Raw genomic sequence first — 14,045 nt, forward strand, 5'->3', positions numbered from 1 at the left:
GCTCTGTTGGGGAAGGGGCGGTATTGCGGCAGGGAACATACTCCTGCCTTCGTCCATTCTGGATAACCAGCCCGCAACATTCATTGGGGTATTCGGCCTGCGCGTGATCCATGATGGATTGAATAATGTGCGGACGCATGTAAACTCCATAGCAAAAAAAAGCCCCATGCAGGGGCTAATTTTCCGAATTATAAATTTAACACGTTATATTATGACCAATAAAAATTCTTTTATATGGAAATTGCGTTGTATCTTGAATTCGCTCAACCTGATTGTTTTTTATAAACACCCAATACAATTGATTTCCTGTGTATCCACCATATGAATTTTTGGCATTCACGTTTACACACAATGAATAGCCAAATACAGGAAGTTTATTCTGAATCATCACTTCTTTCATTGGTTTCGTCCAATTAGAATACTTGGCCGATGCTGGATCTTTTAAAATTGTTTCAAAATGACTTTTAACAAGATTTTTATAGTTGCTAGGCTCAGAGCCATAATCAGCCTTGCTAAAATCAATTTTTGACATCAATGACGGCTCTTGCTTTCTTTCAGGATGTGGGGGTTGATTGCCCACAGAACCATTTATACAACCAGTCAATAAAAGGCTTGGCAAAAGTAAGACCACAGAGAAAAATGATTTTTTCATTACTTACCCTCTATCATTAATTTTGCCAATAATAGCAATAGCTAGATGCAAATCAACTACATCATAGTAGATAAATGCTACAATTTATCACCGCCTTAATAGTGCAGAACCGGGAAAGCCACCAAATGGCAATTGGGACTCTTCACCATATCGAGCTTTACAATCACTCATTAGTCCACCACACGCATCCCGCGACGGATCATCGGTTGGGTTACCGTCTTCATCAAAATACCGGGTGCCCGTATAGTTACAAGGTGACTTTCTATACAGTCCGCGAATACACCACGTACACAGACTATGAATCTGTCTCGTCGGAATTTGAATACCCTGTAAGTCAGCGGGTGAAGACAAGGCAAACTGGACGCTTTCATTGTCCTCATGGGTCTTGCTGTCAATATAGAAAACGTCAATTTTTTCCTGTGTGGGATCGGCTTCTGGGTTCCCTTCGGGAAAATTATGGGCATCCAGATAATGCGTAAAAGTCATACGGATAGTGACACGCGCCTGCGCCATATTTTGATAAGCCAGACACAGTGCGCTGATAGTTCCGTCGATATTGGAGACTTTTAGCGAGGGTGTGGCCGCCCTGCCATCACTGACAATTTCCAAGCCCCGGATTTCAACCGGCCACGGCTTATACTCCACCCCTTGCCACCAAATGGATTTAATCGGCAGGTCGTCCGAACCCACCAATTCCGCTTCGGTGTAAGGAATGGGATGATTATGAAAATATAGCTCTGGCCCACCAAAATCTGAGCCATCAACTGAGAACAATAAAACCTTGTTCCCCGGCTCAAGGCGCTGGAGATCTACATTGATTGCCATAAGATATCCTAAGGTTGATAGGTGGTTTCAAATACCGCAGAGAGTTGGTACATTTGTTCGTTCATGCCATTCATGCCCATTGCCGTAATCTTATGCCCCCGGCAAACATACAGCCCTGTATCCAAAAGAGGATTCTTCCACTTAAATGTGCGATATCCGCCATGACGGGCCAAAAATTGCCGAATGCCATCAATGTATTGCTTGTTACCCACAAAACTTAATGTCCAGCTTTGATGCTCACTGTTAATGCCGTCCCCGCTCCGTTGGGTGTATCCGTCACCAAACTGCACAGAGCGCACTTTCTGGGTAATATCCCCTGTCGGATTGACACGCGGAATATAAGTAAATTCTTCCAGTTTCATTATCGCCCCCCTTTGATTGCCCGGTTAAGTATGCCGCCTTGTCCCAAGTCACGACCGATTAACTCCCGGTAACGTTGTTCGACAAAACGCCCAATTTCACTCCCGAATTGCTCCCAGCCCGGTGAAGTGGTTTGCGTTGTCTGTTCATTGTGAATGGTGATATGAACCTGCGGTGCTGCCCCTGAATTGGGCAGATTGGCTCCAACCAGTCTGACCCCCAAATTGCCATTGCTGGTTCTGGCAAGGGGCATAATCGCTTCTGGCCCCGCTTCCCCCATCAGCCCTGCCCCTTTGGCAAAAGCAAACAGGGTCGGACTGCTGACGATTTGCCCGCTGTACTGACTCAGGTTTGCCGAGGTATAGACGCCACCCTTGGCGTTTTGGGTGAACAGGGAAGTAAAGCCACTGAACATGCCACCGCCGCCCATCGACCCCATGCCCTTCATGATGGTGTTGGTGATCAGGGCCTGTGCGGCCATTTTAACCAGACTTTTAATCACATCCTGAGCCAGAGATGCGAACATTTCCGACATCCCCTCTCTCAGGGATTTAGTCCCGGTCAAGAGGCCAGTGACCATATTGCCCATGCGCTCCTGTGTGGTCTCAAACATCGTCACCGCGAGTGACTGCAAATCACCCTGACTGGCAAACACCTGTTTGGCCGCCTCAAATCGTTTGGCGTCGGTATCGCGTTCAGCAGCAAGGATCAACTCGTTTTTGCGTTGTTCACTGATAACCGTCGAATCAGCATAGGACTGATAAAGTGCCTTTTTGCGCTCAAGCTGGTTTTCCAAATCCTGTATCGGATCAATATCCCCCAACAGGTCTTTATCAGCCGATACCGCGTATCTCTGGCTGGCCTCTGCATTACCCTTGACTTCGTCTTTCCATATTTCACCTTCCCGATAGGTGTATTCAGCGGGTGATTCAATCTGACCGGCCGCATTCTGCCGTTGTAGCTGCTCTGTAGCTTCCTTGGTTCTTTTAGCAACATTGCGGAACGGGTCAGCGTCTATGGCAGCTTGTAAGTCCTGATAACGTTGCTTGGTTTCTGCCAGTCTCTGGTTGAGCTGGTTCAGATGGTCGTTCTGTTCCTTGGTGAACTTAGTCACGTTACCTTGAGAAGCAGCGAACAGTTCGGCCGCCGCGTTACCGTCCTTGTACCGAATCGCTTCGGTTGCCAGTTGTGTGTTCAGTTCGGCTACTTTACTGGCGTAATCTTCCACGACTTTTGCCGCTTCCCGGGCGGCTTTAGCGGCTTCACTCGCGGCTTTTGACGCCGCTGCCTGCGCGGCTTTGGCTTTTTCACCATTTTGGTAGATGGCTATCGCATTATTGATGTATTTTTGATAATTATCCCGATGTTGGGGCGTATTGAGTCCCTGATCCTCGGCGGCAAACTCCGCTTGTTTTTTGACCCGGGCTTCCCCCTGTAACGTTGAAAGTGCCAGGTCACGTTCAGATTTATTAAGAAAATCCTTTTGCTTATCATCCAGAGGAGCCGGAGGCAGCGCAAAGGGAACCGGGGTTAAGGTCATCCGTTCCTGCAACAAACGGTTACCCGCCGATAACACCTTATTAAAATCCGACCCCGCCAGCGTCAGCATCGGCAAAATATCGCGGGTATTGAGCATTTCTACATAATTGTCACGAAGCAGGCCTGTCTGGCTGGCCTGTAACATATTTAGCTCTCGCTGCTTATTACCTAACCCCGCCTGCATAATAGCCAGATTGTTCACTTCGTTGTTATAAACCCGGATAGCCTCAGTGAGCTGTTCAGTCGGCGATGAGGAGTAAAGGGTTTTCACCCCTTTTTCAGCGACAATCCGCGCGCGCTCCATCGCCATTTTTCGGGCTTCGACTAACTGGGTTTGGGCTTCGATGGCTTTTTTCTGATCTGATACCTGATCTTGGGTGTCAAAAATGCGCTTTTTAATCTCCAGCGAATTCATGGTCTTCAGCGATTCAATCAGCAGATCGGTATTTTTCCCCAGTTCCAAGGCGGATTGCTTGGCTTGTTCCTGACTTTGATGCAGATAATAGAGGGCAGATCCCGCCAGCATGGCAAGACCGGGTAACCCCCCAATCAATCCCAGAGCGCCCCCCATCAATCGCGACCCCAGTGAGGTGACCTTGTTCAGCCTGTCTTGGGCGGCGGTCCGGGCATCAATATTTCGACTGAGCCGGGCTTGTGCCTGGGCTAACCGGGTTTCGGCCAGCGCCTGCTTATCGGTATGTTGGGCAGCCACCAGTGCCCGTTGTGCCCGGTACACCGCCGCCCTTGCCCGGGCAGTCGCAATCTGGGTGCCCCTGACCTGAGCATCTGCCAGCGCCACCTCAGCGCGGTAGGTTTCCAGTATCCGGCCGGTCGCCGTCACCGCCCCGGTCACCATCCCGCCGAAGAAGCGCGCCGCCCCGACGGCCACCAGTATCCCGCCCGCCGCTGCAACGGTATCCATATTTTTCGCCACCCCATCCAGCACCCCGGAGAGGGTTGCCGTGACCGCGGTGGTCTTGTTGGCTTCCCCTACCCATTGCTGAAACGCATTTGTGACGCGCGTTGAAGCGGCGCTCACGCTGTTCGGCATCGAATCAAACTCGTCATGCAGGGTCTTCAACTGACCAATCAGCGCGGGTACAATTTTTGGTGTCGTCAGCTCGCCCGCATCCGCCAGTTGTTTCAGGTCTTTCTGGGCGACCCCCAGTCCATCGGACAGGGCTTTCATGATCCGTTGTCCCGACTGGGCGACCGAGTTAAAGTCCTGCCCCCGGAGCACGCCGCGCCCCAGTGCCTGTGATAACTGGACGATAAGCGATGACGTCTCTTCGGCGGAAGCGCCGGACACTTGCAAGCCAGTGGCCAAGGCGTCCGTCAGGGACAGAATATCTTGGGTCGAATACCCGTATTCACGCAGTGAGCTGGATACACGGGAAAACAGCCCGGCGTTGGATTCAAAGGTGGAACCGGTGTACTGGCTGATCCGCATTAATTCCCGCTGCGCGTGGGTAAAATCCTCCGTGGAGGTCGTCGCCAGCTTGATACGGGCATTCAGGGAATTGTAATTGTCGGCCATGCTGATCAGGCGGCCGGTGGCAAACATCCCGGCAAAGGCGCCGGCCATGCCCGCCGCGGCATTCTTGGCGGACAGCAACTGGTTATTCAGCTCCCGCAGCGCCTGCTGGCTGTGACGGGTGGCCGCAGCCGCCTGACGCCCCCCTTTCTCCATCGTCCGGTAATACTCCGCCCCCATCCGTGAGGCGCGGGCAATTTCAGACTGAAACGAGGCCGAGTTGGCTGAGATTTTAATAATCAGTTCACGCAGTTTTGCCATAGAAAATTACTCAGGTCAGGGTAGATAAAAAGGCTTCCAGACCGGAAGCGCCGTCAGGGTCAGTGTCCGGCTCACCCCATTGCAGCAGGGCATCATGCAGACTGACTTTTACGCCCTGCGATTGATAGACCGCAGAGGCGATTTGCGCCGCCTGAATGTCACTGCGCTGATCCCCCAACGGACTCAGGCGGTCGTATTCCAGCCACAACAGCCATTCACTGGCGCTCATCTCCCGTTGCAGCTCAGACAGGGTTTTGCCGAGCCGCAGCGCCAGTGTCATCATAAAGAAGGTGGCAGGTGCCTTTACTTTTTTTCCGCATCCGCCTGTGACGTCATCAGATCCAGTGCTTGATGCAGCAGACGAGAATGCACCGGACCATAAATGCCCGCCACAATATCGGCATCATCGGGGGTGAAGACCGGATCGCCGTCTTCATCCCGCAGCACGTCAATAAACAGCACCACGTCCCCGCGCACATTGCGATGGGTTTTCTCCGCCGCCGACAAGGCTTGTTCTTCCTCCTGCGGGGTAATGGTGTCCTGCCATTGTCCCCACGCCCCCGCTGACGGTTCGCGCAAGGTGACCACGACCCCGTCCCATTCCGCTACGGTGACGGTTTTACTGCGAAAGCCCGCATTCGGGGCCAGTGCCAGCGCGCGTAAATCCGGTTTTTTCTTTGTCATCAGTGCGTTCCTGTGTCTTTAGTGAGGGGAAGTGTGATCGGTTTCAGGGGGACTGGCTTGCCTTTCAGCCGCAGGGTGAAACTGGCCGTCACCAGTCCGCTGGCAGACACACTCCACGAATTCTGGCGCACCTCAGCCAGAAAGGCATACCCATTGCCGGTGGGGAATTCCACCTTAAAGGCGTGCAGCTCATCGGTGTCGTAGGCGTTGCGCAGGGTATTCTGCCCGGCCTCATCGGCTGACCAGTTGCCGGACAGGGTAATTTCCCCCGGTGCCGCCAGACCGTTGGTCATCTCCTGTTCAGTGGAGCACAGGGTGGTGACTTCAATGTCGGACTTCTGCCCGCCGGTGTAACTGATCTCCTTGGTGGTACAGTCGATTTGTTGCCAGACCGCCTCTTTGGGGTTGGGCTCTTTGGCTGCCATGGCCGAAATGCTGACTTTCGTGCCCTGCGCCTTTTCGTATTTACTGCTCATAACGGACTCTCCAGAAAGAAAAAACCGCCCGCAGGCGGTGTCATGAAAGGGTTATCTACTGCCAGATCTGGCATTCCAGTGTGGCGCGGTAAAGTTCGGTATCCGGCTCATAGCCGTTCGTTTCGCTCAGTTCGGTGGGGTGAAGTCCGGCTATCGCTGACCGGGCTTTGTCCCGTATCATTCGCGCCTCATCAATGGTTAACGCGTAGACATCAATTTGCAGGGTATTGAGCTGGCCCGCCTGCCCGTTCAGCACATCCTGATCAATGCCGTAGAGCGAAAAGACACACCACGGCGGCCTCACCGGCGGCTCCAGCTGCGGCGCCACATAGGGAAAGACCTGCTCCGGCAATATCGACGCTAACAATGGGAAAATATCAGCCTCAGTCATTTTGACAATGCCTCATCAATCGCCTGATTCAGCCGTTTCATTGCAAATTCCGCCGCTGCATCGGATTTGGCATCAAACGCCGGACGCACAAAGGGTTTCGGGGCCATCTTGGAGGTGCCGTACTCCAGAAAGCGCCAGTAATAGGCATTGCGCGGATCATCCTGCTTCATTGTGGGGTCGCTGTTGGTGCCTTTGGCATTAGACCCCCGCACATACACCCCCGCAGAGGCTTCACCGTTTCGCGTTCGCCGATTGGCCGCCACGATATTACGGCCCAGTTTGCCTGTGCGTTTCGGTGCCTTGACCCGGGCTTCATCACGCAGTACTGACGCCGCGGCATAAGTGGCTTTTCTCAGGACCTGATTATTTTCGGCCCGGCTGAGTACTTCAAGATCCTTCACTATCGCCTGTAAGCCGGAAAAATCCAGCTGGGTGTTAATCATGCTTTTACTCCCTGTTTACATAAGAGTTCAAGCTGGATGCGTTTCGGGTCAGGGATCACCGCCTGAATGTCATAAACCTGCCCCCGGAACACCAGACGAAATGCACTGGTCACATCGGGACGATAACGCAGCCAGACCCGTACTGTGGTTTCTGACAGTGCCGCCCCCGAAGCGAGTAATTCCCGCCCGCTAATGTGCCTGACCTCCGCCCAGACCGTGGCGACATCCTGCCATTCCTGCCTGCGCTGACCTGACGGTAATGTGATCTGGACAAAGTGCTGCAACAAGATGCGGTGGCGTAATCTGCCTGCTTTCATGGGGGTTCTCCTATAACGGAATAAAACGGTAAGGCTCCAGCAGGGCCTTAAAGCCGGTGGGTAATGCCTGCGCCTCCCGGTTTTCATACCAGTAGCTGACCGTCAGCATAATCGCCAAGGCCACATCTTCTGTGACTAACAGCCCGTCAGGGTCAGCCTCCGGCACCGCGTCCTCATACAGACGGCGGTTCAGGTAGTTTTCTGCCCGTTTAATGGCGGCACGGGAATACGTGTCTAATAAATCATCTTCGGTGTGGTTATCACTGTCGATACGGCACTGCTGCCGGAGTTTTTCAAGGGTAGGAAAAGGCACATCACCTCCTGTCTGCCCGCGACCGTGGCTGATCGCAGGCACAAAAAAACCGCATTACGCGGCGTGGGTTTCATGACGGGGAATTAACCCGCGGAAGCGGTCCCCTTGCCGACCAGTGCCTTGATGGCGGCCGTGTCTTCCAGAAGGCAGTCGAAGCGATGGAACGCCAAAAAGGCGGTCTGATCGTAATCTGCATAGCGTTCAACCAACCGTTTCAGGGTCATGTAGGCCACGCGGCGCACAATAAAGCGGTTAAAGTCGCCGCAGTAAATGAACTTATTGCCTGCCCCCATGTCCGCAATCGCCTGATCAATAACATAGGGCACCCCCAATATGGTGGAGGGGACCACCCCGGCAATCTCAGGCAACCACAGCGGACGGTTCTGTCCATCCTCCATTTCAGTAATGATTTTCAGCGTGCTGTCATTGAACGCCCAGCGGAAGGTTCCGGTGTTGCGGTATGCCGGATCAATAGCGTGCTTCAGGGCGTTCATGTCTTTCCAGCTGAATTTGGCTGCCGCCTCCACCGTGCCCGTGACCGAAGCCGCCAGCCCTTTAGGTTGCTGCGGGCTGCCCGTTCCGGTCCCTTTCACCAGATATTTAGCCTCCCCGCGCCCGATGCGCTCGGCAATCCGTTTCGCCAGATAGGCTTCCATATCAATACCGGAATCCAGCAACAGCTCATTCGAGACGCGGATGATTTTGGAGGACAGCTTTTTCGCCCCGAGAGAAGCGGTGCCGAACTCGGTGTCTTCTTCGCTGGCGGCGGTGTTTTCACCCAGCAGTTCCCCTTCCTCCGTGGTGCCGTCCGCGGTGGCCCATTCGATGGTCTGCCCGGTGGATGTGCTGAGGATTTGCGCCACACTGGCGATCCCGCCGTAGGCTTTCATGGCCTCAACCACCTTGTTCAGCATCTGGGTTGGCACGGTGTAGCCGCCTTTTTCATCGGGGGAAACACCCTGTGCGCGAAGCTCCCGCACGGCCTGACGCTCTTCGGCGGTCATTTCTCCCAACCCGTGGCGCAGAAACTTATCAAAGGCAGCCACGCGGCGCTCCTGCTGTTCGGTTTCAGGGTTAGCTGGCTGATAGCGCTGTTCCGGCTCAGTGTTGTCCACCAGTTGCTGATCCAGACTGCGCAACGACTCCTCGCGCTGGATTTGCTCGTTGACCGTGTCCAGCTCCGTTTTGGCTTTATGCCACTCAGTGCGCTGTTCTTCCGTCCAGACGTTGTCCCCGATTTTTTCATGCAGGGCGCGCATTTCAGCCGCGATAGTGTTACGGCGTTGTGTCAGTTCATGCAATTTCATGATCCCGTCCTAAATACTCAGTAAAGTTAAAATGCGCTCACGCGCCTGTTTTTGGTTGATGGCCTGCTGGAGAACGCCGCTGTTCCGGGCTTCTTTCCATTGGTTCATTGCGCGGACGGCCGAATCCGCTGCCTGATACGCCGGGTAGGTCACCGGGCTGACGTCATACAACCGGGAAAACTGGGTGATTTCCCGGATAACAATCCCCTCCTCGTCCTCGTACCAGTGTTCCCCGTCACGGGCGACCCGGAAGGCAAACGAGCTTTGATTGATATCGCCCCGTTGCATCGGGGCCAGCACCAGATCCCGTATCGTCTGCGTATCCGGTGCCTGAATGTCATATTGCAGCCCGCGTTCATCCACGGCGAGCGTGAGTGTCCCCGCGGTACTGCGCCCCAGAATAAAATTGGGGTCATGGTTAAACAGTCCGCGCACGTCATCCTTCAGTACCGCGTCAAAAGCCCCGGGCTTGATGATTTCGCGAAAGCCCCAGAGCGGTTCAGAGCGGCTGTTAAACACCGAGCCGTAACCGACAATGCGTGTCGGCTGGCTCTCTTGGGTGTCAGTGCGCACCTCACCGGGGTAACAGCGCAGTTCTCTGTCACGCATCGGTTTTGTCCTCGTGTTTGGGTTCAGGGGATGGCGGGGGATTGATGAGGTTGGCAGCATTGACGCTCACCAGCATTTCATCCAGCCCGTCCACCGGGTTCATGTCTTCAAAGGTTCGTGCCTCATTGCGGCTCATCCAGCCATCGGTAATGGCGAGGTGGTAAAACTGGGCGCGCTCCTGCGGTGTCCCCCGCAACAACCCCGCCAGATTGAAGCGGACATAAAATCCCGCCAGCCGCTCCTGACGGCTAAACAGGCGGCGGTTCAGTTCCTGCTCCCAGTTCACCACCCACGGCATCACCGTGTGGCGGACAAACTGGATGGCCTGATTACTGATATTGGAAAAGGTCGCTTTCTCCAGGTCATTAACCATGTGGGCCGGGACGTTGAAAATGCCCGCTATCATCGAGCGGTTAAGTTTCAGCATGTCAATGAGCTGCGCATCCACCGGGGAAACGGTCAGCGCCTTGTAATCCAGATCCGCCGGCATCAGCAGGGTTTTGTTTTCCTCGCTGCGCAAGGCGGCTGACGCTTTCTGCCACAGGCTTTTCAGGCGCTCCCAGCCGTCTTTTGAGATCTCCCCTTTCACGGACACAATCCCCGCCGGGCGCGCATTGCCGCCAAAAAATGAACTGGTGTATTTCTGCCCGCTCATGCCCATACCGATGGTTTCCGCATGTTGCAGAATCGGACTTAAGCCCATTTTTTGGTGATTGCCCAGCGCCCGGATATGGATCATGTCGTCCGGGCTGATCGCCACACTGCCCTCGTCGTTGTAGACCCCGTAGGTATAGCGCCCACCCGTGTTCAGCAGGGTGGTTTCCCACGGCATGCAGGCGTCCAGACTGACGACCTCCCCCTTGCGGTTGCGTTTTATCCACGTATAACCATTGCCCCAGCCGAGGACATGGCGCTGTTTCAGCTCCCGCCATTTGTAACTGGTCTGCCAGTCGTTCGGCCCATCGTGCACCAGATAAAACACCGGGTGGTCACGCGCCATCTCCACCGATTTTCCGGTTTTGCGCATCACATGCAGCGGCATTTGCGCCACGGAGGACGAGAGCACATAAATGCAGGCGTAGACGGCGGCCAGTTTCATGGCCGTTTCCGGACTGACATACACATCGGCACTGAACAGGCCGTCATGGTCAGCCGCTTCTGCTGTCAGCGGGGTGCGGGGATTTTCCAGTGAAGCATGGCGAAACAGGGCATCAAGCAGCATGTTTCCCCCTTTTGGCGACCGCCAGTGCATAGACAATGAACACCACGCCCCCGAGGATCAGGGTGTTCGCCAGCCCGGACTTAAGGTAACAGCCGGCCAGCACCGCCCCGACGCCCGCCAGCGCTGTGAGGTCAATCAGTAAATTTTTCATAGCATTAAAAGGTCATCCGGATCGAGGCTGGAAAGGAAGTCGGGACCGCCTCCCCCGTTCACCAATAAGCGGCTCATGGCGGTAAACAGGGCAACGGGACCGTCTATCTTGGCTTCCGGCGTGGATTTGTTGGGAAAAATGTTGTCGTTCTTGTCCGGTTTGGCGGTGACGTTAGCCATCATCCAGTTCATGACCGGGTGATCGTTGTGATGGAACTTGCCGCTGTAGACCAGCGCCTCAACCTCTTTCATGGCCTCCGACAGGTTGCGCACGGTCTGGGAAACTTCAATCAGGGGTAATCCCTCTTCCGCCAGTGCCAGGCTGAACTGGGTGGCGCTCCACGGGTCAAAGCCGATTTCTTTCAGGTTTTCACCGCTGACCCAGTGTTGCAGCTCTTCCTTTATCTGGCCGTGATCCACCACTTCGCCATCGGTCAGGGTGAGGACGCCCATCTCCCCCCATTTGCGGTACAGCTCCGCCATCTGCCGGGAACAGCGTTCCATCCGGTCTTCCGGCAGCCAGAACTTAAAGTCGGCATGAACATGACCGTTGCTCGCCTGCCACACCTTGACGGCGGCGCAGATGTCAATCTTGTTCGCCAAATCCACCCCGACCCACAGCGGGTAGGTTTTCAGCTCATGCGGCGGGGCAATCGGTTCACAGTCATCCCATTTCAGCATGTCCATCCACGCTGATTCCGCCGTGACCCACAAATTCATGTGCTTGGTGAAGAAGTTATGCCGGGCTGAGACCTGTTCTTTGGCTTTTTTCGCCAGCCGCCGCAGGTCATCCCAGCGCTTGCAGATCCCCAGTCCGGGATTGGCTTTCTGCCAGACGGTTTCATCAAAGGGATCGTCCTCTTTGTCGAGGGTGTAGATAAGACCAAAGAAGGTGTCATCCTCCACCTGACCACGCAGAACCTTGACGGCATAGTCACGCAGCTCGTAACAAATCCCTTCCTTGTTGAAGCCCGCCGTGGTGATGCCGAACAGCAGCGATTGCAGCCGGGCACCCGTGGCAGTTTCCAGTACGTCCCAGACATCGCGGGTCTTGTGGGCGTGCAGCTCATCGACAATGCCGCAATGGATGTTGAGGCCGTCCAGGTTATTGGCGTCACTGGACAGCGGCTCAAATTTGGAGGCCGATTGTTCCTGATATATCGCCAGCTTGTTGAACTCAAACAGCCTGCCCAATGAAGGTCTGGCCTGTTTGATCATGTTCTTCGCATCCTCAAAGACAATGCGCGCCTGATCACGGGTGGTGGCGGCCGAATAAACTTCCGCCCCGCCCTCGCTGTCTGCGCCGGTCATGTACAACCCGATACCGGACGACAGGGTGGATTTGGCGTTCTTGCGTGCCACCTCGTTATAGGCGGTGCGGAAACGGCGCACCATCACCGGCCGCCCGCTGCCGTCATTGCGCAAGACTACCTCGCCGGTGGACTCATCGACCAGCGGACGCACAAAGCCAAACAGGTTAATCAGAATGAAAATGTGCCAGTCCATCAGGTCAATGGGCTTGCCTGCCAGCGCCCCTTTGACGTGGGGCACGAATTTGTAAAAATTCAGGATATGCCGGGCACGGGGTTCGCTGAAATGGATATCCCGCGCCTCGCCGGTTTTCAGGTCATTGAGGAAGCGTTGACAGGCGAGCCTGACCAGTTCCCCGGCGACAATTTCCCCCGCCACGACCCGTTCGGCGTAGCGGATGCCGTCTGATACCTTTGCCATGATTAATCCCTCATGTGTAAAAATTCAGCCAGGGGATCGGCTTTGTCTTCCCCGGCCATGTTGACCTTAGACCGGCTGGAGGGTGACATGCCGAACGCGCCCAGCATGGTGTGGATACGTTTCCATGCATCGGCTTTCATGCCTGCCGCCGGGTGCGCTTTAATTAACCCCTGATCGGTGCGGTAGGTGTAACCTTCTTTCTCCAGCGTGTCACAGTGGGTGCGGTATTCGACGTAGGCTTCAATCAACAATTCAAGGGCTTTCGCATCCAGACGGGTCAGCACACCGACCTTATCCAGTTCCCCGGCGATCCGCTCGTGCCAGTACCGGCCTATTTTCCCGAAATGCTTGGGGACAGGGGGTACCCCTTTTTCCGGCATCGGCTCACGGGTGTTAATCGGGCGCTTGGAGGGGTTCCCCCTCACCAAACGCAGGTGGGTCGGGGTTGGCGGTCGTCCTGCCATGTGATTTCTCCTGTAAAACGGCGCGGTTGGGGCACCCCAAAAAAAGGTTTGCATTTCGCGGCGATGTGAAAAGAGGGAAGGCGGCGGTCCCCCAGGGCGAGAGGGGTAGCGATTTGACCCGCCCCCCTTGTGACTATCCCTGTCGACAAGGTTTTCATCTGAAACTAATGTTTCTGACCTTGCGCCCAATGACCTTCCATCTGCTGTTCTGCCCCAATCATACCGAGCGCCAGCAACGCCTCACCGTTGGGGTAATCAGTTATCAGCTTTCGAATGACATCAACGCAATGCGCGTAGTTTTTACGGTAATCATCAGGCAATTCACCGACCAGCCCCTTGAACATTAGGAGGGTCTGTTCTTCGTTTGTCATCGTAGTCTCTCCGTCGCGGTCTTCCGTCTATGGCAAGACCAGCATAATAATTCCACGTTGGACAGTTCATCCGTGCCACCATGGGCTTTGGGTTTGATATGGTCAACAGTGACGCCGGTTACCGCTCGGCCTTCACGTAAGCATTGCTGGCACAGATGTTTGTCCCTTGCCTTGATTCTGGCCCTTAACTTGTCCCACTTGCTGCCGTAGCCGCGTTCATGTCTAGTCTTGCCTTGCTGGTGAGACTGCCAGCCAGTGTGCAGGTGGTCAGGACAGTAGCCGCTGCGGTCAGTGGTGGTTTTGGGGCAGCCTTGTTTGCGACAGGCTCGGGGGATACGGGGTGGCATATCACCACACCCCACGATAGAGGGAAGCGTGATACAGTTTCCCGCCGGG

20 protein-coding genes are annotated in these 14,045 nt (G+C 54.8%); all 20 read right to left on the reverse strand.

Annotated elements, in window-relative coordinates; all coding sequences use genetic code 11:
• Nucleotides 1–139: Mov34/MPN/PAD-1 family protein (locus Xmir_RS20825; RefSeq protein ID WP_208620467.1), on the reverse strand; the 139-nt coding region annotated here is incomplete at its 3' end.
• 57 nt (nt 140–196) lie between these two features.
• Nucleotides 197–652, reverse strand: a complete 456-nt coding sequence (locus tag Xmir_RS20830; RefSeq protein ID WP_099115930.1) for a hypothetical protein — start codon at nt 650–652, stop codon at nt 197–199.
• Nucleotides 653–739: 87 nt separating this feature from the next.
• On the reverse strand, nt 740–1,477 hold the full coding sequence (locus tag Xmir_RS20835; RefSeq protein ID WP_099115931.1) for a phage minor tail protein L: 738 nt from the start codon (nt 1,475–1,477) through the stop codon (nt 740–742).
• 8 nt (nt 1,478–1,485) lie between these two features.
• Nucleotides 1,486–1,839 carry a phage tail protein gene (locus Xmir_RS20840; RefSeq protein WP_099115932.1) on the reverse strand — a complete coding sequence of 118 codons (354 nt, stop codon included), beginning with the start codon at nt 1,837–1,839 and terminating at the stop codon, nt 1,486–1,488.
• Complete coding sequence (locus Xmir_RS20845; protein ID WP_244171004.1) at nt 1,839–4,913, reverse strand: phage tail tape measure protein; 3,075 nt, start codon at nt 4,911–4,913, stop codon at nt 1,839–1,841. Before Xmir_RS20845 ends, Xmir_RS20840 begins: the two co-directional genes overlap by 1 nt.
• Nucleotides 4,914–5,181: 268 nt before the next feature.
• A complete protein-coding gene (locus Xmir_RS20850) occupies nt 5,182–5,451 on the reverse strand; it encodes a phage tail assembly protein T (RefSeq protein WP_167386033.1) in 270 nt (89 codons plus the stop codon).
• Between the two features lie 23 nt (nt 5,452–5,474).
• Nucleotides 5,475–5,855: a phage tail assembly chaperone gene (locus Xmir_RS20855; RefSeq protein ID WP_099115935.1), complete on the reverse strand. Its 381-nt coding sequence runs from the start codon at nt 5,853–5,855 to the stop codon at nt 5,475–5,477.
• Nucleotides 5,855–6,331, reverse strand: coding sequence for a phage tail tube protein (locus tag Xmir_RS20860; protein WP_099115936.1), 477 nt, complete (start codon nt 6,329–6,331; stop codon nt 5,855–5,857). Before Xmir_RS20860 ends, Xmir_RS20855 begins: the two co-directional genes overlap by 1 nt.
• Nucleotides 6,332–6,386: 55 nt before the next feature.
• Nucleotides 6,387–6,722 (reverse strand): tail completion protein gp17, encoded by a 336-nt coding sequence (gp17, locus tag Xmir_RS20865; RefSeq protein WP_099115937.1) that lies wholly within the window; start codon nt 6,720–6,722, stop codon nt 6,387–6,389.
• Nucleotides 6,719–7,165: an HK97-gp10 family putative phage morphogenesis protein gene (locus tag Xmir_RS20870; protein WP_099115938.1), complete on the reverse strand. Its 447-nt coding sequence runs from the start codon at nt 7,163–7,165 to the stop codon at nt 6,719–6,721. Before Xmir_RS20870 ends, gp17 begins: the two co-directional genes overlap by 4 nt.
• The gene (locus Xmir_RS20875; RefSeq protein WP_099115939.1) at nt 7,162–7,482 is read right to left on the reverse strand and encodes a phage head closure protein; all 321 of its coding nucleotides are present in this window, start codon (nt 7,480–7,482) and stop codon (nt 7,162–7,164) included. Before Xmir_RS20875 ends, Xmir_RS20870 begins: the two co-directional genes overlap by 4 nt.
• A gap of 10 nt (nt 7,483–7,492) precedes the next feature.
• On the reverse strand, nt 7,493–7,795 hold the full coding sequence (locus Xmir_RS20880) for a head-tail connector protein (protein ID WP_099115947.1): 303 nt from the start codon (nt 7,793–7,795) through the stop codon (nt 7,493–7,495).
• A gap of 83 nt (nt 7,796–7,878) precedes the next feature.
• The gene (locus Xmir_RS20885; RefSeq protein ID WP_099115940.1) at nt 7,879–9,102 is read right to left on the reverse strand and encodes a phage major capsid protein; all 1,224 of its coding nucleotides are present in this window, start codon (nt 9,100–9,102) and stop codon (nt 7,879–7,881) included.
• 9 nt (nt 9,103–9,111) lie between these two features.
• Entirely contained in the window at nt 9,112–9,711 is a 600-nt protein-coding gene (locus Xmir_RS20890; RefSeq protein WP_099115941.1) for an HK97 family phage prohead protease, read from the reverse strand.
• The gene (locus Xmir_RS20895) at nt 9,704–10,933 is read right to left on the reverse strand and encodes a phage portal protein (RefSeq protein WP_099115942.1); all 1,230 of its coding nucleotides are present in this window, start codon (nt 10,931–10,933) and stop codon (nt 9,704–9,706) included. Before Xmir_RS20895 ends, Xmir_RS20890 begins: the two co-directional genes overlap by 8 nt.
• Nucleotides 10,923–11,084, reverse strand: coding sequence for a hypothetical protein (locus tag Xmir_RS26005; RefSeq protein ID WP_167386032.1), 162 nt, complete (start codon nt 11,082–11,084; stop codon nt 10,923–10,925). The genes Xmir_RS20895 and Xmir_RS26005 overlap by 11 nt, the downstream gene beginning before the upstream one ends.
• Nucleotides 11,081–12,814: a terminase large subunit gene (locus tag Xmir_RS20900; protein WP_099115943.1), complete on the reverse strand. Its 1,734-nt coding sequence runs from the start codon at nt 12,812–12,814 to the stop codon at nt 11,081–11,083. Before Xmir_RS20900 ends, Xmir_RS26005 begins: the two co-directional genes overlap by 4 nt.
• Before the next feature lie 2 nt (nt 12,815–12,816).
• Entirely contained in the window at nt 12,817–13,278 is a 462-nt protein-coding gene (locus Xmir_RS20905) for a phage terminase small subunit P27 family (RefSeq protein WP_099115944.1), read from the reverse strand.
• A gap of 164 nt (nt 13,279–13,442) precedes the next feature.
• Nucleotides 13,443–13,649 (reverse strand): hypothetical protein, encoded by a 207-nt coding sequence (locus Xmir_RS20910; RefSeq protein ID WP_099115945.1) that lies wholly within the window; start codon nt 13,647–13,649, stop codon nt 13,443–13,445.
• Nucleotides 13,646–13,996 (reverse strand): HNH endonuclease, encoded by a 351-nt coding sequence (locus Xmir_RS20915; protein ID WP_099115946.1) that lies wholly within the window; start codon nt 13,994–13,996, stop codon nt 13,646–13,648. The genes Xmir_RS20910 and Xmir_RS20915 overlap by 4 nt, the downstream gene beginning before the upstream one ends.
• Nucleotides 13,997–14,045: the final 49 nt, after the last annotated feature.

Source organism: Xenorhabdus miraniensis (assembly GCF_002632615.1).

What these genes read in the sequence shown, in the direction of transcription:
- Xmir_RS20830 (WP_099115930.1), bottom strand. Translation starts at nt 652, where the DNA reads ATGAAAAAATCATTTTTCTCTGTGGTCTTACTTTTGCCAAGCCTTTTA.
- Xmir_RS20835 (WP_099115931.1), bottom strand. Translation starts at nt 1,477, where the DNA reads ATGGCAATCAATGTAGATCTCCAGCGCCTTGAGCCGGGGAACAAGGTT.
- Xmir_RS20840 (WP_099115932.1), bottom strand. Translation starts at nt 1,839, where the DNA reads ATGAAACTGGAAGAATTTACTTATATTCCGCGTGTCAATCCGACAGGG.
- Xmir_RS20845 (WP_244171004.1), bottom strand. Translation starts at nt 4,913, where the DNA reads ATGGCCGACAATTACAATTCCCTGAATGCCCGTATCAAGCTGGCGACG.
- Xmir_RS20850 (WP_167386033.1), bottom strand. Translation starts at nt 5,451, where the DNA reads ATGACACTGGCGCTGCGGCTCGGCAAAACCCTGTCTGAGCTGCAACGG.
- Xmir_RS20855 (WP_099115935.1), bottom strand. Translation starts at nt 5,855, where the DNA reads ATGACAAAGAAAAAACCGGATTTACGCGCGCTGGCACTGGCCCCGAAT.
- Xmir_RS20860 (WP_099115936.1), bottom strand. Translation starts at nt 6,331, where the DNA reads ATGAGCAGTAAATACGAAAAGGCGCAGGGCACGAAAGTCAGCATTTCG.
- gp17 (WP_099115937.1), bottom strand. Translation starts at nt 6,722, where the DNA reads ATGACTGAGGCTGATATTTTCCCATTGTTAGCGTCGATATTGCCGGAG.
- Xmir_RS20870 (WP_099115938.1), bottom strand. Translation starts at nt 7,165, where the DNA reads ATGATTAACACCCAGCTGGATTTTTCCGGCTTACAGGCGATAGTGAAG.
- Xmir_RS20875 (WP_099115939.1), bottom strand. Translation starts at nt 7,482, where the DNA reads ATGAAAGCAGGCAGATTACGCCACCGCATCTTGTTGCAGCACTTTGTC.
- Xmir_RS20885 (WP_099115940.1), bottom strand. Translation starts at nt 9,102, where the DNA reads ATGAAATTGCATGAACTGACACAACGCCGTAACACTATCGCGGCTGAA.
- Xmir_RS20890 (WP_099115941.1), bottom strand. Translation starts at nt 9,711, where the DNA reads ATGCGTGACAGAGAACTGCGCTGTTACCCCGGTGAGGTGCGCACTGAC.
- Xmir_RS20895 (WP_099115942.1), bottom strand. Translation starts at nt 10,933, where the DNA reads ATGCTGCTTGATGCCCTGTTTCGCCATGCTTCACTGGAAAATCCCCGC.
- Xmir_RS26005 (WP_167386032.1), bottom strand. Translation starts at nt 11,084, where the DNA reads ATGAAAAATTTACTGATTGACCTCACAGCGCTGGCGGGCGTCGGGGCG.
- Xmir_RS20900 (WP_099115943.1), bottom strand. Translation starts at nt 12,814, where the DNA reads ATGGCAAAGGTATCAGACGGCATCCGCTACGCCGAACGGGTCGTGGCG.
- Xmir_RS20905 (WP_099115944.1), bottom strand. Translation starts at nt 13,278, where the DNA reads ATGGCAGGACGACCGCCAACCCCGACCCACCTGCGTTTGGTGAGGGGG.
- Xmir_RS20910 (WP_099115945.1), bottom strand. Translation starts at nt 13,649, where the DNA reads ATGACAAACGAAGAACAGACCCTCCTAATGTTCAAGGGGCTGGTCGGT.
- Xmir_RS20915 (WP_099115946.1), bottom strand. Translation starts at nt 13,996, where the DNA reads ATGCCACCCCGTATCCCCCGAGCCTGTCGCAAACAAGGCTGCCCCAAA.